Genomic DNA, 25,122 nt, shown 5'->3' with positions numbered 1-25,122 from the left:
TGCCCGGCGTACAGCTACCGCCGCCTCGAAAACCGCTGAAAAGCCGCCGTCGGACCGGCTGTCGCGCAGTGCTCAACATTTTGGGGATCAGGTCGCTATTCGACTTATCCCGGTCACATTCCTTTGCTGGATACCTGCCATGACCTTCAAGACCACGATTGCAAACACGCTGGCCAACGTTCCGCTCAAGCGCAAGTTCCTGGCGCAGACCGCGCTGGTGGCGCTGGGCATCATCGCGCTGGCGGTGATCGCCGCCCGCATGCAATACGTGGATCTCACCGATACGCGCCGCGATGGGCTCAAGAGCCAGATCGAGATGGCGATTGCGGTGGTCAACGGTTACGCCGAGCGCGCCGAGAAGGGCGAGATGGACATGGACAGCGCCAAGAAAGCCGCGCTGCATACCTTGTCCACCATGCGCGCACGCGGCGGCGTGGATTACATCTACGTCACCGACCAGACGCCAGTGATGCTGATGCACCCCATCCGCCCGGATCTCAACGGCAAGCCGCTCAACGACGTGCTGAGCCCGGACGGCAAGCGCATTTTCCCGGCCTTCGTCACTGCGGCGCAGGCCGGCGGCGGCTACGTCGATTACGCCTGGGCCAAGCCCGGCGAAAAAGAGCCGGTGCAGAAGACCTCGTACGCCGCGCTGTACAAGCCGTGGGGCTGGGTGATCGGCACCGGCGTGTATCTGGACGACACCCAGTCGCAGGCGCTGGCCTTCACCGGCGTCGTCACCCTGGCCGGCGGCGTGCTGGTGCTGCTCAACCTGCTGGTGGGCTGGCTGATCGGCAATTCGATCCTGGAGCCGGTGTCGCGTGCACTCGCCGCCATCAAGGGCGTGGCGCGTGGCGACCTGAGCGTGCGCACCGCACAGCACGGCAGCGATGAAATCGGCCAGATGCTCAAGGCCACCGACGACATGGTGCACACGCTGGAGCGCTTCTCCGCGCAGACAAAGGTGATGGTGCACATGCACGCTGGCGAAGACGTCGGCCACCGCATGCCCACCGATTTCCCCGGTGTCTACGGCGAGCTGGCCGGCGGCATCAATACGATGATCTTCGAACACCTGGACGCCATCATCGATGCGATCGGCATCCTCAACGAATATGCGCAAGGCGACCTGTCGCGCGACGCCGCGCGCCTGCCCGGCACGCGCGCGGTGCTGCACGAGGCGATGGATGCGGCCAAGGCCAGCCTGTTGGCGATCAACACCGAGATCAAGCGCCTGGCCCAGGCCGCAGCCAATGGCGACTTCAGCCAGCGCGGCGATGCCACGCGCTTCAGGCACGACTCGGCGCGCATGATCAACGACCTCAACGCGATGATGGAAGTCAGCGACCGCAACCTGGGCAAGCTGTCCGAGCTGCTGGCCGCGCTGGCCGAGGGCGACCTCACCGCGCGCATGGACGGTCAGTTCCACGGCGTGTTCGCTCGCATGCGCGATGACGCCAACACCACGGCCACGCAGCTGGCCGGCATCGTCGGGCGCATCCAGCAGGCCGCCGGCGCCATCACCGGGTCGGCCAGCGAGATCGCCGCCGGCAACAACGACCTGTCGCAGCGTACCGAGCAGCAGGCCGCCAACCTGGAAGAAACCGCCGCCTCGATGGAGGAGCTCACCGCCACCGTCAAGCAGAATGCCGAGCACGCACGCCAGGCCAACCAGCTGGCGATCGGGGCCGCCTCGGTGGCCTCGCAGGGCGGCCAGGTGGTCAGCCAGGTGGTGGACACCATGTCCGGCATCCAGACCTCGTCCCGGAAGATCGCCGAGATCATCTCGGTCATCGACGGCATCGCCTTCCAGACCAACATCCTGGCCTTGAATGCGGCGGTGGAAGCGGCGCGTGCCGGCGAACAGGGCCGTGGGTTTGCGGTGGTCGCCAGCGAAGTGCGCACGCTGGCACAGCGTTCGGCCGGCGCGGCCAAGGAGATCAAGCACCTGATCGACGATTCGGTCGGCAAGGTGGCGCAGGGTTCGGCGCTGGTGGATCAGGCCGGCAAGACCATGGCCGACATCGTGTCCTCGGTGCAGCGCGTGACCGACATCATGAGCGAGATCTCCGCCGCCTCACAGGAACAATCGGCCGGTATCGAGCAGGTCAACCTCACCGTCACCCAGATGGACGAGAGCACCCAGCAGAACGCCGCGCTGGTGGAAGAAGCCACCGCCGCCGCCAACGCCATGCAGCAGCAGGCGCAGCAGCTCGATGAGGCGGTGTCCAGCTTCCGGGTGAGCGTTGCCTCGCCCGCACAGCGCGGCAGCAGCCGCAGTGCCGCGCGCGCGGAGGCCTTGCGCGTCGCCAGCTGACGACCGCCCGATCGCTCCCGCACCACCTCCCTCACTTCGAAGCCACGCCCATGCCCTCGTCCCCCACGCAATCCCGCTCCGGCGGCAGTCTGGCGTACCGCCTGATGCTCGGCACCGCCGTCGCTGCGTTGCTGTGCTTCGGCCTCACTGCGGCGATCAGCTACTGGCAAAGCAGTCGCGCACTGATCGCCTCGGCACAGACCACGATGCAGAACGCGGCGCGCTATCAGGCCGAACAGATCGGCAGCGAGCTGGGGCAGGCGTTCACCACCGGCCAGTCGGTCGCCAGCGCCTTGCTGGCGCAGCGTGCGCATGGCGGGGTGAGCCGCGAGGCGGCGTCGGCGATCGTGCACGACCAGTTGCAGAACCATCCAGAATGGGTGGGCATGGGCACGTTGTGGGAGCCGCAGGCCTTCGACGGCAAGGACGGCGACTATGTCGATGCCGAGGGTCACGACAACACCGGCCGTTTCATGACCTACTGGGCCTACAACGGTCAGTCGCTGATCCGCGAACCCCTGGTCGGTTACGAAAAACCCGGCGACGGCGACTGGAACCTCAAACCGCGCGAGCTGGGCCGGCAGATCGTGGCCGGCCCCTACGATTACCAGATCGGCGGCCAGCCGGTGCTGATGACCACCTTGTCCACGCCCATCATGGATCAGGGCAAGTATGTGGGCGTGGTATCGGTGGATTTCGCCCTGGCCGCGTTGCAGAAGCGCCTGAGCGGCTTGCGTCCGATGGACGACGGCTACGTCGAGCTGATCTCGCCCGCCGGGGTCATTCTGGCCTCGCGCGACGCTGCGCGGATCGGCAAGCCGGCCGACGGCGCCGACTATCGCGCGATGCTGGCGGCGACCAGGGCCGGCAAGGACTATCTGGATTTCACGCCGGATGCCGCCGGCACGGTCAGCGCCTATGTGCCGTTGCAGATCGGCCAGGCGCAGGAGCGTTTTGCGCTGGGCGTGGTGGTGCCGTATGCGGCGATCATGCAGCAGGCACATCGGCTGTTGTGGACCATTCTGGCGGTCGGCCTGGGCTCGGCGCTGGTGCTCAGCCTGGCGCTGTTCGTACTGTTGCGGCGTCAGGTGGTGGGTCCGCTGGACGCCGCTGCCAAGGTGGCCGATGCGATTGCCTCCGGCAAGCTGGACAACCAGATTGCCGCGCAGCGCCAGGACGAAGTGGGCCGCCTGATGGGCGCCATGCAGCGCATGCAGACCGACCTGCGCCAGCGCATCGAACGCGATGCGCAGATCGCCAACGAAAACCTGCGCATCCGCACTGCGCTGGAACATTCGGAAATGGAAGTGCTGCTGGCCGACGAGCAGCACAATGCGGTGTTCATCACCGAGGCGCTGCACACCTCGTTCAAATGCGGCGAAGCGGCGTTTCATGCCAAGGGCCAGCAGGGCTTCAGCGCCGATGCGGTGGTCGGCAAACCGCTGGACTACGTGTTCGGCAGCGATGCCGACGGCAAGGCGCGCTTGCAGCGCCTGCAGCAACTGCAGTCCACCACGCTGGAGCGTTACACCTTCGGCCCGGTGACGCTGGACCTGACCATGACCCCGCTCTACGCCGCCGATGGCCATCGCAGCGGCAGCATGCTGCTGTGGCGCAATGTCAGCGCCGAAGTCAGCACCCAGGCAGAGGTCGCCGCGCTGGTGCAGTCGGCGCTGATGGGCGACTTTGGCCAGCGTCTGGCGCTGGACGACAAGCACGGCTTCTATCTGGAATTCGGCCGTCAGCTCAACGGCTTGCTGGAAACCACCTCGCAAGGTCTGGAGCGCATCTCCAGCCTGCTCAGCGCACTGGCCGAGGGCGACCTCACCGTGCGCATGGACGGGCAGTTCCAGGGCGTGTTCGCGCGCATGCGCGACGATGCCAATGCCACCGTGGCGCAACTCACCGGCATCGTCTCGGGCATCCAGGCCTCGGCCACGCAGATCAACGCAGCCGCCAGCGAGATTGCCGCAGGCAACAGCGACCTGTCGCAACGCACCGAACAGCAGGCCGCCAACCTGGAAGAAACCGCCGCCTCGATGGAGGAGCTCACCTCCACCGTCAAGCAGAACGCCGAAAGCGCGCGCCAGGCCAACCAGCTGGCGATCGGCGCGGCCGGTGTCGCCTCGCAAGGCGGTGCGGTGGTGGCGCAGGTGGTCACCACCATGTCCGGCATTGAGGTCTCGTCGAAGAAGATCGCCGAGATCATCAGCGTCATCGACGGCATCGCCTTCCAGACCAATATCCTGGCCTTGAACGCGGCGGTGGAAGCGGCGCGTGCCGGCGAACAGGGCCGCGGCTTTGCGGTGGTCGCCAGCGAAGTGCGCACCCTGGCGCAGCGCTCGGCCGGCGCGGCCAAGGAGATCAAGCACCTGATCGACGACTCGGTGAGCAAGGTCGCCGAAGGCTCGGTACTGGTGCAGCAGGCCGGCACCACCATGGCCGAGATCGTCGCCAGCGTGCAGCGCGTCACCGACATCATGGGCGAGATCTCCGCCGCCTCGCAGGAGCAGTCCAGCGGCATCGAGCAGGTCAACCTGACCGTGACCCAGATGGACGAGGCCACCCAGCAGAACGCGGCGCTGGTGGAAGAAGCCACTGCCGCTGCACGCGCGATGGAAGAACAGGCCGGCCAGCTGACCGATGCGGTGGCGGTGTTCAAGCTCAGCCACGCCGGCAGGCCGGCGGCGATTGCCCCTGCCGCCAGGCCGGTGGTCAGCGCGGTTGCGCCATCCACCCGGGTGCCGACCGACAAGAAACGTGCGGCGGTACCGCCGCGTCACCCCACCCGCAAGTCGCCCGGCAGTGTCGCCGGCAACGACAGCCAGTGGCAGGATTTCTGAGTGCAGCGTCTGCAGCTGCGCACGCGCGCAGCTGCGACGCAGGATGAAGCACATCCACTAGCGGCATATCGCTGACCTGACACCCGACCCCACTGCCCTGCCCGGCTCCGGCCATCGGCCACGCTTAAAGATTCAGCCGCCGTTGCCGCTAGCGAGGGAGACATCGGCGGCTTGCGTCCCAGCGCAGCAGCCGGTCCAGCAGCGCATCTGCCTGGTCGCCAGACCTGCACATGCGCCCGGAGATTCGCGCGTTCCAGGGGTCGCCATGAAGCCATGCCTTGTTGCCAGCTGTATTGTGCTGTGTTGCGTCGTCGGCCATGCCCGCGCCGAAGATCCGATCGCCACCGACCGTCCTGATTTCGTCGAGTCCAGCCTCACCGTCGGCGACCGCCGGCTGCAGGTGGAAACCAGCGTCGCCTGGGAGCGCGATGCCTCGGTCGACGGATATTCCACGCCCACGCTGTTTCGCTACGGCCTTGGCCAGACCTGGGAACTGCGTCTGGAAACCGATGGCTGGCAGCGCATCGACGCACCCGGCGAGGCTAGCGTGAGCGGCATGTCCGATGTGTCGCTCGGGGTCAAACACCATCTTGTCGGGTCCGACGACGGCAAGGCCTCGCTGGCCTGGCTGCTGCATGTGGACCTGCCCAGCGGCGCCCGCGCCCTGCGTGGGCACGGTGCACGGCCATCGTTGCGGCTGGTGGCCGAATGGGAGCTCAGCGACAGCCTCTCGGCCGGGGTGATGCCCGGCGTGGTGTGGGACGACGATGGGCAAGGCAACCGCTACACCGCCGGCATCTTCGGCGCGGTGCTGGGCAAGGCCTGGAACGAGCGCGTGCGCTCGTTCGTGGAAGTGGCATTGCCGCAGGTCGCCAGCAGCGAGGACGGCGGCACCGTGGCATTGCTCGACGTCGGCTCGGCCTGGCTGCTGAGCAACGATGTGCAACTGGATGCGGTGTACAGCCGCGGCCTCAACGATCGCTCACCGGATCACGCGCTCGGCGTGGGTCTGTCTTTCCGCTTCTGAAACAGGCCGCACAATGAAGATCATGCACATGCTGGGGATCCTGGTGCTGGTGGCAGCGTTGGCGCTGCTCGCGCTGGGCGGCGTCGGCTACAACGGCCAGCGCGGCCTGCTCGACGCGATCGCCGCACAGGTCATCTCCTCCGATGCGCTGCGCAACCACATGCAGGCCGACATGATGCACGACGCCCTGCGTGGCGACGTCACTGCCGCCCTGCTGGCTGCCTCGCGCCAGGACGCCGCTGCGATTGCAGAAGCACGCAGCGCACTGGGCGAACACGCCACGGAATTTCGTCAGGCGCTGCAGGCCAACCGCAAACTGCCGCTGGACCCGGCACTGCGCAGCGATCTGGACGCGGCGGCGCCGGCAGTGCAGGCCTATATCGGCGCGGCGGACCAGGTCATGACCCTGGCCGAAACGCAGGCCGACAGCGGCGCGGCCTACGCCGACTTCACCGCCAAGTTCGCCCAGCTGGAAACCCGCATGGGCGCGATCAGCGAGCGCATCCTGGCCTTGAACAAGGCCAATCGGCTGAAAGCCGAACAGGACAGCCACCGGGTGATGTGGCAGCAAGGCGGCGCGGTGGTGCTCGCCTTCGTCTGCCTGGCACTGGCCGCCGGCTGGATCCTGCGCTCGGTGTTCGGCCTGCTCGGCGGCGAGCCGCAGCTGGCCATGAGTGCCGCGCAGCACATCGCCGAAGGTCGCCTGGACCAGCCCATTCCGGTGGCCGCACACCACGCACGCAGCCTGATGGCCGCGCTGGCAAGCATGCAGCGCGACCTGCGCGAACGCCTGGAGCGCGAGCGCAGCATCGCTGCGGAAAACCTGCGCATCCGCACCGCGCTCGACAACGCCTCCACCGGCATGTACATCGCCGACCCGGACCTGACCATCATCTACGCCAACACCGCGCTGCGGACCTTGCTGCAGACCTATGCCGACGACATCCACGCCTGCGCGCCGGCGTTCGACCGCTCCAGCAGCCTGATCGGCCAATCGGTGTCCATGCTGGAAGTGGGCAATGCGCAGGATGCGGAGATCTATCAACGTCTGGATCGCCAGGATTCGGCGCAACGCCAGGTGCAGTACCGCGCGGCATGCATCACCCAGGATGTCTCGGCGATCCGCGACCCGGCCGGTGCGCATCTGGGCTTTGTCTGCGAATGGCGCGACCGCACCGCCGAGGCACGCGTGGAAATCGACGTGGCCGATGTGCTGCGCAGCGCCGCGGCCGGCGACCTGTCCAGGCGCATCGACAGCGCGGGCAAGCAAGGCTTCTTCCTGCAGTTGGCGCAGCAGCTCAATGCACTGCTCGATGCCAACGCGGTCAGCATCGCCGAGGTCTCGCGCCTGCTCAGCGCATTGGCCGATGGCGACCTGAGCGCGCGCATGCAGGGCGATTTCCACGGCGTGTTTGCCCGCATGCGCGACGATGCCAACACCACCGCCGAGCAACTGGCGCTGGTGATCGGGCGCATCCAGCAGGCCGCCGGCAGCATCCACACCGCCTCCAGCGAGATCGCCGCCGGCAACAGCGACCTGTCGCAACGCACCGAACAACAGGCCGCCAATCTGGAAGAAACCGCCGCCTCGATGGAAGAGCTCACCTCCACCGTCAAGCAGAATGCCGAAAGCGCGCGCCAGGCCAACCAGCTGGTGATCGGTGCGGCCGGCGTCGCCTCGCAAGGCGGTGCGGTGGTGGCCAAGGTGGTCACCACCATGTCCGGCATCGAGGTCTCGTCGAAGAAGATCGCCGAGATCATCAGCGTCATCGACGGCATCGCCTTCCAGACCAATATCCTGGCTTTGAACGCCGCGGTGGAAGCAGCGCGTGCCGGCGAACAGGGGCGCGGGTTCGCCGTGGTCGCCTCGGAAGTACGCACGCTGGCGCAGCGCTCGGCCGGCGCGGCCAAGGAGATCAAGCACCTGATCGACGACTCGGTGAGCAAGGTCGCCGAAGGCTCGGTCCTGGTGCAGCAGGCCGGCACCACCATGGCCGACATCGTGGCCAGCGTGCAGCGCGTCACCGACATCATGGGCGAGATCGCCGCCGCCTCGCAGGAGCAGTCGGCCGGCATCGAGCAGGTCAACCTCACCATCACCCAGATGGACGAGGCCACCCAGCAGAACGCCGCGCTGGTGGAAGAAGCCACCGCCGCCGCGCGCACCATGGAAGACCAGGCCGGCCAGCTGGCGCAGGCGGTGTCGCGCTTCACCCTCGCCGACACGCCGGCGCCGATGGCGGCAGCGCCGGCGGCCGCAGCGGCAGTGGCTGCGCTCAAGCGCAGCCCCGGCGCAGCGGCTGCACGCAAGCCGGCAACCACGCCGGTGGTCGCCACTAGCAACGACGGGCAGTGGCAGGACTTCTGAGCTGCGTGTGCACGCGGCCCAAGCCTGGGCCGCGTGCACACGCATAGCTGCCGCGCCACCGGCGTGCCCGCCCTGCCCGCCACGGCAGCGTAGCCGGCGGCCTGATTGCGGCCTCCGCGAGCCGGCCACGGCACCGTTCATCCTTCAAAGATAAAGAATCATGCCGGGCAGCCGCTAGCGTGCTGGAGAGCGTTCCTGCGCAATGCCCCGGAGTTACTGATGAACAAGTTCAACGATTGGCCGATCCGCCGCAAACTGATGTTTGCCTTTTGCCTGAGTGCCGTGCTGACCGCCCTGCTCGGCGGGCTCGGTTTTTCGCGCATGCAGCAGATGCAGCGGCAGACCACCCTGATCAACCAGGACGTGGTGCCGGTGCTGAGCCGTCTATCCGAGCTGCGTGGCTTTGCCGGCGAATTCCGCGTCTATGAAGTGGGCCAGTTCGTCAATCTGGACGATCCGGAACGCTATGCGATGTTCTTCAAACGCATGGACGAGATCCAGGCCAAGTACGTCGAAACGCAAAAGCTGCTGGACGCCAAGATCGGTGCCGGCTCGCCGCTGCAGGCCGAATACGCGAAGCTGAGCGATGCCAGTACGCGTTACTTCGCCGCCAACCAGCAGCTGCGCAAGCTCTATGCAGAACCCGACCGCGCTGCGGCGATGGAATTTTCGCGCAAGCAGTCTGGCGAGATCCGCAAGGAGCTGTTCGCCTCGGTCGACAAGCTCTATGCACAGCAGTCCAAGGCCCTGAGCGACATGGTCGCGGCCAGCGACGCCTCGTTCAAGCTGACCAGCGCGGTATTGCTGATCGGCACGCTGCTGATGGCCGCGCTGTCGGTGACCTTCGGCTGGCTGATCGCGCGCGGCATCACCAACCCGCTGTCCAAGGCGCTGGGCGCCATCAAGGCGGTCTCGCGTGGCGATCTGAGCGTGCAGGTCAGCAAGACCAGCAAGGACGAAATCGGCCAGATGCTCGACGCCACCGGCAGCATGACGCAGATGCTGCGCCGCTTCAGCGACGAAACCGCGCGCATGTCGCACCTGCACGCGGCCGAAGACATCACCCACCGCATGCCGGAGGATTTCCCCGGCGTGTACGGCACCCTGGCCACTGGCATCAACACGATGATCTTCGAGCATCTGGATGCCATCACCGATGCGGTGCGCATCCTCAACCAGTACGCACAGGGCGATTTGACCCAGGACGCACGCCGTCTGCCGGCCAGCCGCGCCATCCTGCATGAGGCCATGGATGCGGCCAAGGCCAGCCTGTTGTCGATCAACACCGAGATCAAGCAGCTGGCGCAGGCCGCAGCGGCCGGCGATTTCAGCGCACGCGGCGACGCGGCGCGCTTCAAGTACGACTTCGCGGTGATGGTGGCGGACCTGAACTCGATGATGGAGGTCAGCGACCGCAACCTGGGCAAGCTGTCGCAGCTGCTCGGCGCAGTGGCCGAAGGCGACCTGACCGCACGCATGGATGGGCAATTCCACGGCGTATTCGCGCGCCTGCGCGACGATGCCAATGCCACCACCCAGCGCCTGACCGACATCGTCGGGCGCATCAAGCACTCCACACTGGCCATCAACACCGCCGCTGGCGAAATCGCCGCCGGCAACCAGGATCTGTCGCAGCGTACCGAGCAGCAGGCGGCCAACCTGGAAGAAACCGCCGCCTCGATGGAAGAGTTCACCTCCACCGTCAAGCAGAATGCCGAACACGCACGCCAGGCCAACCAGTTGGCGATCGGTGCCGCCGATGTCGCCTCGCACGGCGGCAGCGTGGTCGGCCAGGTGGTCACCACCATGTCCGGTATCCAGACCTCGTCCAAGAAGATCGCCGAGATCATCTCCGTGATCGACGGTATCGCCTTCCAGACCAATATCCTGGCCCTGAACGCAGCAGTGGAAGCGGCACGTGCCGGCGAACAGGGCCGCGGCTTTGCGGTGGTCGCCAGCGAAGTGCGCACGCTGGCGCAGCGTTCGGCCGGCGCCGCCAAAGAAATCAAGAGCCTGATCGACGACTCGGTCAGCAAGGTGGCCGAAGGCTCGGCACTGGTGAACCAGGCCGGCACCACCATGAGCGAGATCGTCTCCTCGGTGCAGCGCGTGACCGACATCATGAGCGAGATCTCCGCCGCCTCGCAGGAACAGTCGGCCGGCATCGAGCAGGTCAACCAGACCGTCACCCACATGGACGAAGCCACCCAGCAAAACGCCGCGCTGGTGGAAGAAGCCACCGCCGCCGCGCGTTCGATGGAAGAACAGGCGCAGCAGCTCACCGAAGCGGTGGCCCTGTTCCGCCTGTCGGCCGAACTGGAAGCGGTGACGCGTGCCACGCCGGTGGTGCGCCAGATCGCTGCCAAGCGGCCTGCCCCCGCCAGCGCGGCGGTGGCGACCAAGCCGCCGGTCGCCAGGCCCGCTGCACGCGCCGCAGTGGCGCTGGCACCGTCCAACGAGTCGGATTGGGCCGAGTTCTAGGAAACGCCGCAGCGGCCGCGCACTGGCCGCTGTGAAACACAAGCCGCGCTCCTGGGAGCGCGGCTTTTTTATTGCCGCATCGTTTTTTTAAAAGACATATCAACCCGATAGGCAATAAAACAACTTTAAAATAACCTTTTACTTATGTAGCAATATTCATATTGTCGAGTTCGGCATTATCTCCACCGGCAGCGATTACAAGAATCGATTAACTCCATCCCTGGCGACTTGTATTTTTCACAAGCCTGACCGAGTTATATATTTTTTTGATATCGAGGTATTCAGCGATGCGGTCGCGCGCCGTTACTGCGCATAGCGACATGTCACGCAGACACTGGTTGGCGTTGCCTGGTCGCTCCCATCCATCGCATAAAGCCTTCCAGGATCTGTCATGACTGCACTTCTCCAACGCTACAACGTCGGCCCTCGACTAGCGGCGGCTTTTGCTGTCCTGATCGTACTATCCGGCATCATTGCGTTTATCGGTTACCGCGGCCTGACCTCTGCACGCGCGCTGGTGGACCAGCTGGTGCATCAGAACATGGAGAAGATCCGTCTCTCCAATGACATGATGAATGCCAACTATATAATTTCAATGCAGATTCGCAACGTGGCCCTGCCAACCAGCAACGAAGATAATCTCAAGTTTGTCGAGCTCATCAAGACCGCGCGCGCCGATTACCTCAAGGCACGCGAAACCCTGTATGCAATTCCGCCTTCCGAAGAAGGCAAGGCCATCCGGGCGGAAATCGATCGCCGCCGTGCGGTCGCCAAGGTCCTGAACGACAAGGTCATCGACCTGGTCATGACCGGCCGCAGCGACGAGGCGCTGCCCTTGCTGCTGACCCAGGCCGCGCCGGCGATGCAGCAATGGCAGGACAAGATCGCCGAGAACATCGCCCTGCAGGACAAGCTGGCTGGTGAGGCCTCTGCGGTCGCACTGCAATCCATGGACGACTCGCGCAAGCTGCTGGTCGGCGGCTCGCTGCTAGTGGTGCTGCTGAGCGGCGTGCTGGGCCTGCTGATCACCCGCAGCCTCACCCAGCCGCTGAGCCGGGCCACCCGCGCAGCCGAATCGATTGCCGGCGGCAAACTGGATAACGACGTCGACACCCAATTCAACGACGAAAGCGGCCGCCTGCTCAAGGCGATGAGCAAGATGCAGCTGCAGCTGCGCAACCTGCTTGCCGCGCAGACCGACATGGCCAAGCGCCACGACGACGGCCAGATCAGCTTCCGCATCGATGCCGCTGCCTTCCCCGGCGAGTACGGCCGCATGGCGCACGACACCAACATGTTGGTGGGCTCGCATATCGCGGTGAAGATGCGCCTGGCGCAGATCATGGGCCGCTACGCGATCGGCGACCTGTCCGAGGACATGGAAAAACTGCCCGGCGAAAAGGCCGTGCTCAGCGAGACCATGGCGCAGGTCAAGGTCAATCTCGGTGCGATGAATACCGAGATCAAGCACCTGGCCGTGTCGGCGGCCAACGGCGACTTCAGTGCCCGCGGCGATGCCGAGCGCTTCCAGTACGACTTCCGCCTGATGGTGGAAAGCCTCAACAACCTGATGTCCACCGCCGACGGCAACCTGCAGTCGCTCTCCACGCTGCTGCAGTCCATCGCCGCCGGCGACCTCACCGCACGCATGAGCGGCGACTTCCGCGGCGTGTTCGCGCAGATGCGTGACGACGCCAATGCCACCGCCACGCAGCTGGCCGAGATCGTCAGCGGCATCAAGGCCTCGGCGGTGTCGATCAAGGGCGCTGCCAGCGAGATCGCCGCCGGCAACCAGGATCTGTCGCAGCGCACCGAGCAGCAGGCCGCCAACCTGGAAGAAACCGCCGCCTCGATGGAGGAGCTCACCTCCACCGTCAAGCAGAACGCCGAGAGCGCACGGCAGGCCAACCAGCTCGCCATCGGCGCGGCGGGCGTGGCCTCGCAGGGCGGCGAGATCGTCAGCAAGGTGGTCGAGACCATGAGCGGCATCGAAGCCTCGTCCAAGAAGATCGCCGACATCATCTCGGTCATCGACGGCATCTCGTTCCAGACCAACATCCTGGCCTTGAACGCGGCGGTGGAAGCCGCCCGCGCTGGCGAGCAGGGCCGCGGCTTTGCCGTGGTCGCCTCGGAAGTGCGCACGCTGGCGCAGCGCTCGTCCGCGGCCGCCAGGGAGATCAAGGGGCTGATCGACGACTCGGTGCAGCGTGTCTCCGAAGGGTCGGTGCTGGTGCACAGCGCCGGCAAGACCATGGGCGAGATCGTGTCCAGCGTGCAGCGGGTCACCGACATCATGGGCGAGATCTCCGCTGCCTCGCAGGAGCAATCCTCCGGCATCGAGCAGGTCAACCAGACCGTCACCCAGATGGACGAGACCACCCAGCAGAACGCCGCGCTGGTGGAGGAAGCCACCGCCGCCGCACGTGCGCTGGAAGACCAGGCCACCCAGCTCACCGACGCGGTGGCGGTGTTCAAGACCGATGCCGGCCATGCCCTGGCGCCGGTGCGCACCGCCGCGCCGCGGCCGGTGGTGACTCCCGCGCTGAAGGCCAAGGTGGTCGCGGCCGGACGCACCGCCGCGTCCAAGCCGCGCCCCGTGGTCACCGCGCCAAGCAACGACGCCAGCTGGCAGGAGTTCTGAGCCAAGCGAGCACAACAGTCTGAATGGAGCCGGTCGGCATCGATGCCGACCGGCTCAAGGCATAACTGTTATCGGCCGATAGGCTGCGTACGCCTATGAGAACCTCCATGACCACTTCGCCCGCGCTGTCGCCGCAGACCGCCCCACCCTCTCCGCAGCGCTGGAGCAGCCGCTGGGATGATCTGGCGATCGCCAGGAAGCTCGGCATGATCGGCATCCTGGCGCTGGCTGGCCTGGTCATTCCGGTACTGCTGTACAGCGGCAAGCTCAACGAAAGTGTGGCCATCAGCAGCAACGAGTTGCGCAGCTACGCGCCGCTCGGACAGATGCTGGGCCTGATCACCGACCTGCACGCCGCCCACGTCGACAGCGGCAGCACCGCCCGCGCCGCGGCCACGCGCGCCGATCGCGATCTGCAACAACTACTGGCCACCACCGCCACGATGCCGGGCTTCGAACGCAGCCAGAAGGCCTTGCTTGGCCTGCAGCAGCGTCACGTTGCCAGTGCCGCTGCAGACGGCTACGCCACGGTCAGCGAGCAGGCGTTTGCTGCGCTCGACGCCTTGCGCGACGACAGCCAGCTGGTCTACACCCCATATATCGAGAGCTACCACCTGGTGGTGGCCACGTTGATCTACAGCCCCGATGCCACCGAGTCGCTGACCCGCCTGGATGCAGCCAGCGACCCGTCGCAGGCCGCCGACAGCCGCGCCATGCTGCGCGAACAACTCGGCCAGCTGGCCCGCAGCCATGCGCGCTTCCGGCATGAGCTGGACAAGGCGATGGGCCTGCTGGAACAACCCGACCCCGCACTGGCCGATGCCGCCAGGACCGAAACCACGCGTGCAACCGCGGCGCTGGCCGCACTCGGCACCGCGCTGGACGGCAGCGACGCCAACGCCGACACCCAGTGGAACGCTGCGCTCGACGATCTCGGCCAAGCCATGCAGGCGCTCAGCAGCGTCTCGCTGCAGGCCCTGCAGCGCCAGTCCGAACGCCACCTGGCCGATGCCCGCAACGCGATGTGGCAGGCCATTGCCGGGCTGTCGCTGCTGGCGGTGCTGATCACGGCGCTGGGCTGGTACACCTTGTCCCGGCTGACCCGCAACGTGCGCCGCGCCGCTGCGGTGGCGGCCAATATCGCCCAAGGCCAGCTCGGCGAACACATCGCCGCGCCGAGCCGCGATGAAACCGGCCAACTGCTCGACAACATGCGCCGGATGCAGGAGCAGCTGCAGCGGGTGCTGGCAGCGCAGAGCGAGATGGCACAGCGTCACGACGCCGGCCAGATCAGTTATCGCATGGACGCGGAGAGCTTCCCGGGCGCGTACGCCACCATGGTGCGCGACACCAATGCCCTGGTCGGCACGCATATCGCGGTGAAGATGAAACTCGCCCAGATCATGTCGCGCTATGCCATCGGCGACCTGAGCCAGGACATGGACCGCCTGCCCGGCGAAAAAGCCGTGTTCAGCGACACCATGGATGCAGTCAAGCGCAACCTGTTTGCGATGAACAGCGAGATCAAGTTGCTGGCGCAGGCTGCGGCCAACGGCGATTTCAGCGTGCGTGGCGATACGCAGCGCTTCCAGCACGACTTCCTGGCCATGGTGCAGAGTCTCAACCAGCTGATGGCCACTGCCGATGGCAATCTGGGCGCGCTGTCCAGCGTGCTGCGCGCCATTGCCGCCGGCGACCTCACCACCCGCATGCATGGCGACTTCCACGGCGTGTTCGCGCAGATGCGCGACGATGCAAATGCCACCGTGGCGCAGCTGGCCGATATCGTCGGACGCATCCAGCAGTCCACCGACGCCATCAACGATGCCGCCAGCGAGATTGCCGCCGGCAACCAGGACCTGTCGCAGCGCACCGAGCAGCAGGCCGCCAACCTGGAAGAAACCGCCTCCTCGATGGAAGAACTCACCTCCACCGTGCGCAACAACGCCGAGCATGCGCGGCGCGCCAACCAGCTGGTGGTCGGCGCCGCCGCGGTGGCCTCGCAAGGTGGCACGGTAGTCGGCGAAGTGGTCGGCACCATGGCCGGCATCCAGGCCGCCTCGCGCAAGATCGCCGACATCATCTCGGTCATCGATGGCATCGCCTTCCAGACCAATATCCTGGCCCTGAATGCGGCGGTGGAAGCGGCACGCGCCGGCGAACAGGGGCGCGGTTTTGCGGTGGTCGCCTCCGAGGTGCGTACCCTGGCGCAGCGCTCGGCCGGCGCGGCCAAGGAGATCAAGCAGCTGATCGACGATTCGGTGAGCCGGGTCGAGCAAGGCAATGTGCTGGTCAGCCAGGCTGGCCGCACCATGCAGGACATCGTCGATTCGGTGCACAGCGTCACCGAGATCATGCACGAGATCAGCGAAGCCTCGCAGCAGCAGTCGCAGGGTATCGAACAGGTCGGCCAGACCATCGCGCAGATGGACCAGGCCACCCAGCAGAACGCCGCGCTGGTGGAAGAAGCCACCGCCGCCGCACGTTCGATGGAAGCACAGGCGCAGCAGCTGCGCGATGCGGTGTCGGTGTTCCAGCTGCAGGCCGCTGCCAGGCCGGCCAGGCTGGTGCGCGCCGCGTAAGGCGGTTGCGCGCGCAGCTGCATGCGCGCCAAGCCGCACACATGTGGGCCAGCGCACAGAGCCCTCGTGCAACATGGTCGCCGGCGCCAGTGTGCTGACCGATCGCGGCCGAGCAACACCGCCTGAGCCGCGCAATCGAGCGCTGCATCCCGACCGAAGCCAATGCAGGCGGCATGACATTGCCGCTGCGGACCCCACTTCAACCTGCCCGGCAGCCGTTTGATGCCTGGCGCAGGCAATGCCCTGCTCTCGCACGCCGTTGCGACAACGTCGCATAGCCGGCCCCATCACTGCATCGGCCAGGACCACCCACCCGGCCATCTCGCAACGGCGACGTCGTACCGCGCCCAAAAGGGTGAGACAGATGTGAATCCGCCGATGGATGCATCTGTGTTGATAGCGCTCCCATCGACGTTTCCAGTCCATTTGTGCACATGCGCGTCACTTCAGTGACGGCCACCCATACGCAGCGGTGGGCACGCGTTCAGTCGTCCAGGCACCGGCCGTTACCTACCACGCACGCATACCTGCCTTGCAATTGCTGGGGTCACCACGCGGTGGCCCGGGTGATGGATCGGTTGGATGCCTGCCCCGCTGCACCCGTGTACCGCCCACGCGTCCTCCCCGACGCGTCTTGATTCTTCCTTGCCAACTGCCTCGAGACCCCCCAAATGATCGCTCTTCTTCAACGGTACAACGTCGGCAAGCGCCTGAGCTTCGCCTTCGGCACGCTGATCCTGTTGTCGTGCGCACTTGTCGCCGCCGGCTTGCATACATTGGCGCAGGCCCGCGATCGCATGGACACGGTGGTCAACCGCAACATCACGATCATGCAGTACGCTCAGGACATGACCAACGCCACCTCGGTCATCGCCGTGCAATTGCGCAACATCGTGTTGCCGACCTCGCAAGAAGACAATCTGCGCTTCTACGCCATCATCAAGAACCAGCTGAAGAGCTACGAAGACACGCGCCGCAAGCTGTATGCATTTTCGGCCTCGCCCCAGGCCACCCAGATCCGCGAGCGGATCGACCTTGCCAGCGAGCAGGCCCGCGAGACCAGGGACACCGTCGTGCAGCTGGGCCTGACCGGCAAAGCTGATGAGGCACTCAAGCTGTTGCTGGAAAAGGCCGCACCGGGCACGCAGCAATGGCAGGATGCGTTGACGGAGTATTCGGATCTGCAGCGTCAGCGCACCCAGGAAGCCTATGTGGCCACAACGGCAGAAATGGCCCGCGGCCGTGCGCTGTTGATCGGCGGCGGCCTGGCGGTGGTGCTGTTCAGCACCCTGCTCGGCTTCCTGATCACCCGCAGCCTGGTGCGCCCGTTGACCCAGGCCACCCGCGCTGCCGAAGCGATCGCCAACGGCAATCTCGACAACGACGTACGCACGCAGTCCAACGACGAAACCGGCCGCCTGTTGCAGGCCATGGATCGCATGCAGGGCCAGGTGCGCAACCTCATCAGCGCGCAGCTGGACATGGCCAAGCGCCACGATGATGGTCAGATCAGCTTCCGCATGGATGCCGGCGCCTTCCCGGGCGACTTCGGCCGCATGGCCAAGGACACCAACGAGCTGGTCGCCGCGCACATCAAGGTCAAGATGCAGACCATCCACCTGGTGGAGCGCTATGCGATCGGTGACCTGAGCGAAGACATGCCACAGCTGCCGGGCGAAAAAGCCGCCATCACCACGGCAATGAATCAGGTCAAATTGAACCTGTCGACGATGAACGCCGAGATCAAGCAGCTGGCACAGGCCGCCGCCAACGGCGACTTCACCGCGCGTGGCAATGCCGAGCAGTTCCAGTTCGACTTCCGCATCATGGTGGAAAGCCTCAACACCTTGATGGCCACCGCCGACGGCAACCTGCAGTCGCTGTCCGGCCTGCTGCAGTCGATCGCCGCCGGCGACCTCACCGCACGCATGAGTGGCCAGTACCAGGGCGTGTTTGCACAGATGCGCGACGACGCCAACGCCACCGCCGAACAGCTGGCCGGCATCGTGGGCCGCATCCAGACCGCTGCCGACGCGATCGGCCTGGCCTCGGGCGAAATCGCTTCCGGCAACCAGGATCTGTCGCAGCGCACCGAACAGCAGGCGGCCAACCTGGAAGAAACCGCCGCCTCGATGGAAGAGCTCACCTCCACCGTCAAGCAGAATGCCGAACACGCCAGCCAGGCCAACCAGCTCGCCATCGGCGCGGCGGCAGTGGCCTCGCAAGGCGGCGATGTGGTGGCCAAGGTGGTCACCACCATGTCCGACATCCAGAGCTCGTCGAAGAAGATCGCCGAGATCATCAGTGTCATCGACGGCATCGCCTTCCAGACCAATATCCTGGCCTTGAATGCGGCGGTGGAAGCAGCGCGTGCCGGCGAACAGGGTCGCGGCTTTGCGGTGGTCGCCAGCGAAGTACGTACCCTGGCGCAGCGTTCGGCCGGTGCGGCGAAAGAGATCAAGCACCTGATCGACGACTCGGTCGACAAGGTCGCCCAGGGTGCCACCCTGGTCGACCAGGCCGGCACCACCATGGCCGAAATCGTCGCCAGCGTGCAGCGCGTCACCAACATCATGGGCGAGATTTCCTCTGCGTCGCAGGAGCAGTATTCCGGCATCGAGCAGGTCAACCAGACCGTGACCCAGATGGACGAAACCACCCAGCAGAACGCCGCGCTGGTGGAAGAAGCCACCGCCGCCGCACGGGCGATGGAAGAACAGGCCCAGCAGCTCACCGAAGCGGTGGCCGTGTTCAAGGTTGCCGAACACGCACCGGTGGCGCGCCAGTTGTCGGCCATTGCCAATGCGCCCGCCAATGCCCGCAGCACACCGCGCCCGATCGCCCGCACCATCACTCCCGCGCCCGTACGCCGCAGCAACGCTGCTGCGTCGGCAACGGCAAACGACGTGGGCGACTGGCAGGAGTTCTAAACCGCCAGCAAGCACTGTCAGCACATCGACAGCAGTGCACGCCAGTTGCTGCAACCGGCGTGCACGGTGCGCGGGATCCACATGCTCGACACCACGCACGAGCCCGCGGCCGTGCACTCCGCATCCGCAGCAAGTTCACCACGGCACCGCACACGCGGTGCCGTTTTGCGTTGTGCGCACATGCCAACTGTCCGCAAGCCCGCATGCACCGCAGCCAGCGTGAAATCGCACTTCACATCGTGCAAGCCGGACTCTATCGCGTAGCCTCCAAAACCACGTTCAACGCGTGTTTTCTAGGGGAATTCCCGACACATCCCCACCAATCCCCTACCCCTTGTACACATGGCAGTCACGTGCCTGAGACCCGGCTTTACCGGCCAGCCCGGCTTGCCTCAATACAGCAGTTCTAACGCCGTTATCTGACCGACGCATCACACAAGGCATGACGTGCGACGCACTGCTCCAGCACTGCATCGCATGCCAGTCCACCTAACGGCACATTCGCTCAGGTCACCCAATGAATTCCTTTCTGCACCGCTTCAACGTCGGCAAGCGCCTCTCCCTGGCCTTCGGCGTGTTGATCCTTCTGTCCTGCGCGTTGGTGGCCGCCGGCCTGTACACGCTCAGCCAGGCGCGTGAGCGCCTGGACACCATCGTCAACCGCAACATGGCGATGATCCAGTACGCCACCGACATGCTGGACGCCAATGCCACCATCTCGTTGAACCTGCGCAACATCGTGCTGCCGACCACTGCCGAGCAGAATCGCCAGTTCGGCGAAGTGATCGACGCCCAGCGCATCCGCTACAAGGAGCTGCGCGAGAAGCTCTACGCGTTCCCCGCCGACGCCCACGACCAGCAATTGCGCAACGCGCTGGATCTGACCCGCGAGCAGGCGCTGGCGCATAACCAGCAGGTACGCGAACTGGGCACCGCCGGCAAGGTCGACCAGGCCATGCCGATCCTGCTCGAACGCGCCGCACCGGCCACCCAGCGCTGGCAGGATGCGATCCGCACCTACTCGGACGCGCAGCGCAAGAGCAGCCAGCTGGCCTACGACCAGGCCAATGCCTCGATGGCGCGTGGCCGCGCCATGCTGATCGGCGGCGGCCTGGCCGTGGTGCTGCTGAGCGCCCTGCTGGCCTGGACGATCACCCGCAGCCTCACCGGCCCGTTGAACCGCGCCACGCGCGCCGCCGAGGCGATCGCCGACGGCCGGCTCGATAACCAGGTGCACAGCGAGGCCAGCGACGAAACCGGCCGCCTGCTGCAGGCAATGGACAAGATGCAATCGCAGGTGCGCAACCTGATCACCGCGCAGCTGGACATGGCCAAGCGCCACGACAACGGCCAGATCAGCTTCCGCATGGATGCCGACGCGTTCCCGGGCGACTACGGCCGCATGGCCGGCGATACTAACGCCCTGGTCGACAGCCACGTCCAGGTCACGCTGCGTCTTGCGCAGATCATGGGCCGCTACGCCATCGGCGACCTCAGCGAGGACATGGACGCGCTGCCCGGCGAAAAGGCCAGGCTGACCGACACCATGGCGCAGGTGAAAACCAACCTGGCGGCGATGAATCAGCAGATCAAGCAGCTGGCCCAGTCCGCCGCCGACGGCAACTTCGGTGCACGCGGCGATGCGGCGCAGTTCCAGTTCGATTTCCGCGTCATGGTCGAGAGCCTCAACCAGTTGATGGCCACCGCCGACGGCAGCCTGCAGTCGCTGTCGGGCATCCTGCGCGCGATTGCGGCGGGCGACCTGACCGCACGCATGGACGGCGAGTTCAAGGGCGTGTTCGCACAGATGCGCGACGACGCCAACGCCACGGCGACCCAGTTGTCCGGCATCGTCGGGCACATCCAGCACTCGGCCACCTCGATCAATGCCGCCGCCAGCGAGATCGCCGCCGGCAATCAGGACCTGTCGCAGCGCACCGAGCAGCAGGCCGCCAACCTGGAGGAAACCGCTGCCTCGATGGAAGAACTCACCTCCACCGTGCGCCAGAACGCCGAAAGCGCACGCCAGGCCAATCAACTCGCCATCGGCGCCGCCAGCGTGGCCTCGCAGGGTGGCGAGGTGGTCAGCAAGGTGGTCGACACCATGAGCGGCATCGAGGCCTCGTCCAAGCGCATTGCCGACATCATCAGCGTCATCGACGGCATCTCGTTCCAGACCAACATCCTGGCCTTGAATGCCGCCGTGGAAGCGGCGCGTGCCGGCGACCAGGGCCGCGGCTTTGCGGTGGTCGCCTCCGAGGTGCGCACCCTGGCACAGCGTTCGTCGGCAGCGGCCAAGGAGATCAAGAGCCTGATCGACGACTCCGTGCAGCGGGTGGCCGACGGCTCGCAGCTGGTGGACCAGGCCGGCAAGACCATGGCCGAGATCGTCGCCAGCGTGCAGCGTGTCACCAACATCATGGGCGAGATCTCCGCCGCCTCGCAGGAACAGTCGGCCGGCATCGAGCAGGTAAACCAGACTGTCACCCACATGGACGAAGCCACCCAGCAGAACGCCGCGCTGGTGGAAGAAGCCACCGCCGCTGCCCGCGCGATGGAAGAACAGGCCCAGCAGCTCACCGAGGCGGTTGCCGTGTTCAAGATCGTCGAGCAGGGCCCGGCCGCACGTCAGCCCGCGTCGATGGTCGCTGCGCCGGTCAATGCACGTTTTGCCGCCCGCCCGGCCGCACGTGCCGGCAGCAACGCAGCGCCACGCCGCAGCACCGCAGGCACGGCCACAGCGGCAGCCACGGCAGGTCCCAGCGACTGGCAGGAGTTCTGAGCCTTACCGCAACGCGTGACACCCGCAATCTCCAGAAACACCATTCGAGCGTAGTTTGATTCGGTGACGAATCTTGAGGGTCGCTTCCTAGCGAGGGAAGCGGCCCTTTTTTTGTTCCGGGCATCGGTCGACATCCGCCGGCGGGAGTCAGACCGAGCATCAAGCGACGCGTCATATTTCATCAAAAACTAACAACTGCCACATCGTTGAAGCCGTCCGATCCGGCAAGCGAACTGGACAATTGTGCGGATTTCGACACAAACCATCAATTAATTGCATAAACGGCCGCTATCGACTTCACGCATCCGTAACGCCCTCCCCCGGGCAAGGTCGATTCCTCATGCACTCCTTCAACCGCCTGTCCGTCGGCACCCGGCTGTCCGCGTTGCTGACGTTGGTGATTGCGCTCTCCCTCGGCCTGCTGGCCCTGACCATCTACCGCCAGTCCGCCGACGACATCGAATCCCAAGTCAAGGCCGAGCTGCGCTCCAGCACCCGGTTGATGCAGCAGTCGGTGGCGATGTACGACGTCACCCTGACCGAGGGCACCCAGCGCCTGGGCAGCGTGTTCGAGACCATGCTCCCCAGCGGCGAGCGCACTCTCGACACCGCCAGCACCGTCGCCATCGGCGCGCAGCAGACGCCGTCGCTGCGTGCCGGCAAGCAGGCACTGAATCTCAACGTCGACGCGGTGGATCGCTTCGCGCAGACCGCCGGCGGGGTCGCCACGATCTTCGCGCGCACCGGCGACGACTTCGTGCGCATCACCACCTCGCTGCGCAACAAGCAGAATGAGCGCGTGATTGGCACCCTGCTCGACCGCAAGGGCAAGGCCTACGCCGCGCTGTCGCAAGGCAAGGCCTTCACCGGCCAGGCGCAGCTGTTCGGCGAGCAGTACATGACCCATTACCAGCCGCTGCGCAATGCCGCCGGCGAGGTGATCGGCGCGCTGTTCGTCGGGCGCAACTACACCCAGGGCCTGGCCGCGCTGAAGGCGCAGGTCAGCACCACCAAGCTGGGCCAGGACGGTTATTTCGTCATCGTCGACATGGCGCCGGGCGAGCACCAGGGCCAGGTCATCGCCGCACCGCCGGGCACACCGGCCACGCTGGCGGCGCTGGTGCCGGCCGAGCAGCAATCGCTGCTGCAGTCGGTGCTGGACGGCAAGCAGCCTAGCGCCAACCTGCAGTTGCGCGACGCCCAGGGCAACGCCCAGGCCTTCGAAGTCACCGCACAGCGCTACGCGCCGTGGCAGTGGACGGTGATCGGCACCCAGCCGCGCAGCGCCATCGACGGCCCGCTGGACGAGCTGATGGGCAGCATGCTGCTGTTCTCGCTGGTGGTGCTGGGCCTGTGCATTGCAGTGGTCTTCATCGCCGCGCGCAAGATGGTCACCCGCCCGCTGCTGGCGGTGGAACGCGTGCTCGGCGACGTCGCTGCCGGGCGCCTGGACAACCCGATCGAGATCGACCGCCACGACGAACTCGGTCGCCTGCTGCTCAATGCACGCGCCATGCGCGACGACCTGCGCGCGCGGCTGCAACGCGATCAGCTGATCGCCAGTGAAGCGCTGCGCGTGCGCACCGCGCTGGACGATGTCAGCACCAACGTGATGATCGCCGATGCCGATCGCCGCATCATCTACGTCAACCGCCCGCTGCAACGCATGCTCAAGAGCGTGCAGGACGAACTGCGCCGCGACCTGCCCAACTTCGATGCCGATGCGCTGATCGATGCCAGCATCGACCAGTTCCATCGCAAGCCCGAGCACCAGGCACGCATGCTCGACCAGCTCACCGGCACCCACACCGCGCAGATCCATGTCGGTGGCCGCACCATGCGGCTGGTGGTCAACCCGGTGCTGGGCGCGGCCGGCGAGCGCATGGGCTTTGTGGTTGAGTGGGCCGACCGCACCCAGGAAGTCCAGGTGGAACAGGAGGTCGCACGTATCGTGCAGGCCGCCGCTGCCGGCGACCTGAGCGAGCGTGTCGGCCTGGAAGGCAAACAGGGCTTCCTGCTGCTGCTCGCCCAGCAACTCAACGCGCTGCTGGACAACAATGCGGACGGGCTGTCGCGCGTGTCCGCCCTGCTCTCTGCGTTGTCGCAGGGCGATCTGACCGCGCGCATGGACGGCGACCTGCAGGGCGTGTTCGCCACCATCCGCGACGATGCCAATGCCACTGCCGACCAGCTGGCCGGCATCGTGCGCCGGATCAAAGACTCCTCGCTGGCGATCAACTCGGCCGCCACCGAGATCGCCACCGGCAATGGCGACCTGTCGCGTCGCACCGAACAGCAGGCCGCGGCCCTGGAAGAAACCGCCGCCTCGATGGAGGAGCTCACCGCCACCGTCAAGCAGAATGCCGACAACGCCGACCAGGCCAACCGCCTGGTGCTGGACGCCGCCGGCGTGGCGGCCCAGGGCGGCGATGTGGTCGGCCGCGTGGTCACCACCATGGCCGACATCGACACCTCGTCCAAGAAGATCGCCGAGATCATCGGCGTCATCGACGGCATCGCCTTCCAGACCAATATCCTGGCCTTGAACGCGGCAGTGGAAGCCGCGCGCGCCGGCGAACAGGGCCGCGGATTTGCCGTGGTCGCTTCCGAAGTACGTACGCTCGCACAGCGTTCGGCCGGCGCAGCCAAGGAGATCAAGCACCTGATCCAGGACTCGGTGACCCGCATCGGCAACGGCGCCGCACTGGCGTCCGAAGCCGGCAGCACCATGCAGCAGGTGGTCAGCTCGGTGCAGCGCGTCACCGACATCATGAGCGAGATCACCAGCGCCTCGCGCGAGCAGGCCGCCGGCATCACCCAGGTCAACCAGACCGTCACCCAGATGGACGAAACCACCCAGCAGAACGCCGCGCTGGTGGAAGAAGCCACCGCGGCTGCACGCGCGATGGAAGACCAGGCCGCGCAACTGGTGGATGCAGTGGCCGTGTTCCGCCTGGAACAGCAGGACCAACTGAACACCTTGCTGGCCAACGCACGCCACGCCTACACCTGATGCGACAGACGACGACGACGCGCCCATCGAATATGTAAGTCGAGGGCGCGATGCCCTCGCCGCTTGAGGGACAGGCCGTTAATCCGTCAGTGGAGACTGCGTCGCGTCGTTTAGGCGCGATCCGCTGATTGAATCAAA

At 66.0% G+C, this 25,122-nt stretch carries 10 protein-coding genes; all 10 read left to right on the top strand.

Features of this window, described 5'->3' with window-relative positions; all coding sequences use genetic code 11:
* Nucleotides 1-139: 139 nt before the first annotated feature.
* The 10 genes from ABQY74_RS09865 (at nt 140) to ABQY74_RS09820 (ending at nt 24,984) form a co-directional block, all read left to right on the top strand.
* Nucleotides 140-2,317: a methyl-accepting chemotaxis protein gene (locus tag ABQY74_RS09865; protein WP_127158861.1), complete on the top strand. Its 2,178-nt coding sequence runs from the start codon at nt 140-142 to the stop codon at nt 2,315-2,317.
* A gap of 50 nt (nt 2,318-2,367) precedes the next feature.
* The gene (locus ABQY74_RS09860) at nt 2,368-5,160 is read left to right on the top strand and encodes a methyl-accepting chemotaxis protein (RefSeq protein ID WP_349791257.1); all 2,793 of its coding nucleotides are present in this window, start codon (nt 2,368-2,370) and stop codon (nt 5,158-5,160) included.
* 265 nt (nt 5,161-5,425) lie between these two features.
* Nucleotides 5,426-6,187 (top strand): transporter, encoded by a 762-nt coding sequence (locus ABQY74_RS09855; RefSeq protein WP_127158863.1) that lies wholly within the window; start codon nt 5,426-5,428, stop codon nt 6,185-6,187.
* Between the two features lie 13 nt (nt 6,188-6,200).
* Nucleotides 6,201-8,555 (top strand): methyl-accepting chemotaxis protein, encoded by a 2,355-nt coding sequence (locus ABQY74_RS09850; RefSeq protein ID WP_349791254.1) that lies wholly within the window; start codon nt 6,201-6,203, stop codon nt 8,553-8,555.
* A gap of 219 nt (nt 8,556-8,774) precedes the next feature.
* Nucleotides 8,775-11,036 (top strand): methyl-accepting chemotaxis protein, encoded by a 2,262-nt coding sequence (locus tag ABQY74_RS09845; protein ID WP_349791252.1) that lies wholly within the window; start codon nt 8,775-8,777, stop codon nt 11,034-11,036.
* A 391-nt stretch (nt 11,037-11,427) separates the two neighbouring features.
* The gene (locus ABQY74_RS09840) at nt 11,428-13,677 is read left to right on the top strand and encodes a methyl-accepting chemotaxis protein (RefSeq protein ID WP_349791250.1); all 2,250 of its coding nucleotides are present in this window, start codon (nt 11,428-11,430) and stop codon (nt 13,675-13,677) included.
* Nucleotides 13,678-13,784: 107 nt separating this feature from the next.
* Nucleotides 13,785-16,259: a methyl-accepting chemotaxis protein gene (locus ABQY74_RS09835; RefSeq protein ID WP_349791248.1), complete on the top strand. Its 2,475-nt coding sequence runs from the start codon at nt 13,785-13,787 to the stop codon at nt 16,257-16,259.
* Nucleotides 16,260-16,930: 671 nt separating this feature from the next.
* Nucleotides 16,931-19,189 carry a methyl-accepting chemotaxis protein gene (locus ABQY74_RS09830; RefSeq protein ID WP_349791246.1) on the top strand — a complete coding sequence of 753 codons (2,259 nt, stop codon included), beginning with the start codon at nt 16,931-16,933 and terminating at the stop codon, nt 19,187-19,189.
* Between the two features lie 517 nt (nt 19,190-19,706).
* Entirely contained in the window at nt 19,707-21,971 is a 2,265-nt protein-coding gene (locus ABQY74_RS09825) for a methyl-accepting chemotaxis protein (RefSeq protein WP_349791244.1), read from the top strand.
* A gap of 340 nt (nt 21,972-22,311) precedes the next feature.
* The gene (locus tag ABQY74_RS09820) at nt 22,312-24,984 is read left to right on the top strand and encodes a Cache 3/Cache 2 fusion domain-containing protein (RefSeq protein ID WP_349791242.1); all 2,673 of its coding nucleotides are present in this window, start codon (nt 22,312-22,314) and stop codon (nt 24,982-24,984) included.
* Nucleotides 24,985-25,122: the final 138 nt, after the last annotated feature.

Origin of the sequence: Xanthomonas sp. WHRI 7064 (assembly GCF_040202355.2) — a bacterium.
Classification (GTDB): Bacteria; Pseudomonadota; Gammaproteobacteria; order Xanthomonadales; family Xanthomonadaceae; genus Xanthomonas; species Xanthomonas arboricola.
The sequence above is the reverse complement of the archived record's forward strand: the minus strand, read 5'-3'. Positions and strand labels throughout refer to the sequence as shown.

What these genes read in the sequence shown, in the direction of transcription:
- ABQY74_RS09865 (WP_127158861.1), top strand. Translation starts at nt 140, where the DNA reads ATGACCTTCAAGACCACGATTGCAAACACGCTGGCCAACGTTCCGCTC.
- ABQY74_RS09860 (WP_349791257.1), top strand. Translation starts at nt 2,368, where the DNA reads ATGCCCTCGTCCCCCACGCAATCCCGCTCCGGCGGCAGTCTGGCGTAC.
- ABQY74_RS09855 (WP_127158863.1), top strand. Translation starts at nt 5,426, where the DNA reads ATGAAGCCATGCCTTGTTGCCAGCTGTATTGTGCTGTGTTGCGTCGTC.
- ABQY74_RS09850 (WP_349791254.1), top strand. Translation starts at nt 6,201, where the DNA reads ATGAAGATCATGCACATGCTGGGGATCCTGGTGCTGGTGGCAGCGTTG.
- ABQY74_RS09845 (WP_349791252.1), top strand. Translation starts at nt 8,775, where the DNA reads ATGAACAAGTTCAACGATTGGCCGATCCGCCGCAAACTGATGTTTGCC.
- ABQY74_RS09840 (WP_349791250.1), top strand. Translation starts at nt 11,428, where the DNA reads ATGACTGCACTTCTCCAACGCTACAACGTCGGCCCTCGACTAGCGGCG.
- ABQY74_RS09835 (WP_349791248.1), top strand. Translation starts at nt 13,785, where the DNA reads ATGACCACTTCGCCCGCGCTGTCGCCGCAGACCGCCCCACCCTCTCCG.
- ABQY74_RS09830 (WP_349791246.1), top strand. Translation starts at nt 16,931, where the DNA reads ATGATCGCTCTTCTTCAACGGTACAACGTCGGCAAGCGCCTGAGCTTC.
- ABQY74_RS09825 (WP_349791244.1), top strand. Translation starts at nt 19,707, where the DNA reads ATGAATTCCTTTCTGCACCGCTTCAACGTCGGCAAGCGCCTCTCCCTG.
- ABQY74_RS09820 (WP_349791242.1), top strand. Translation starts at nt 22,312, where the DNA reads ATGCACTCCTTCAACCGCCTGTCCGTCGGCACCCGGCTGTCCGCGTTG.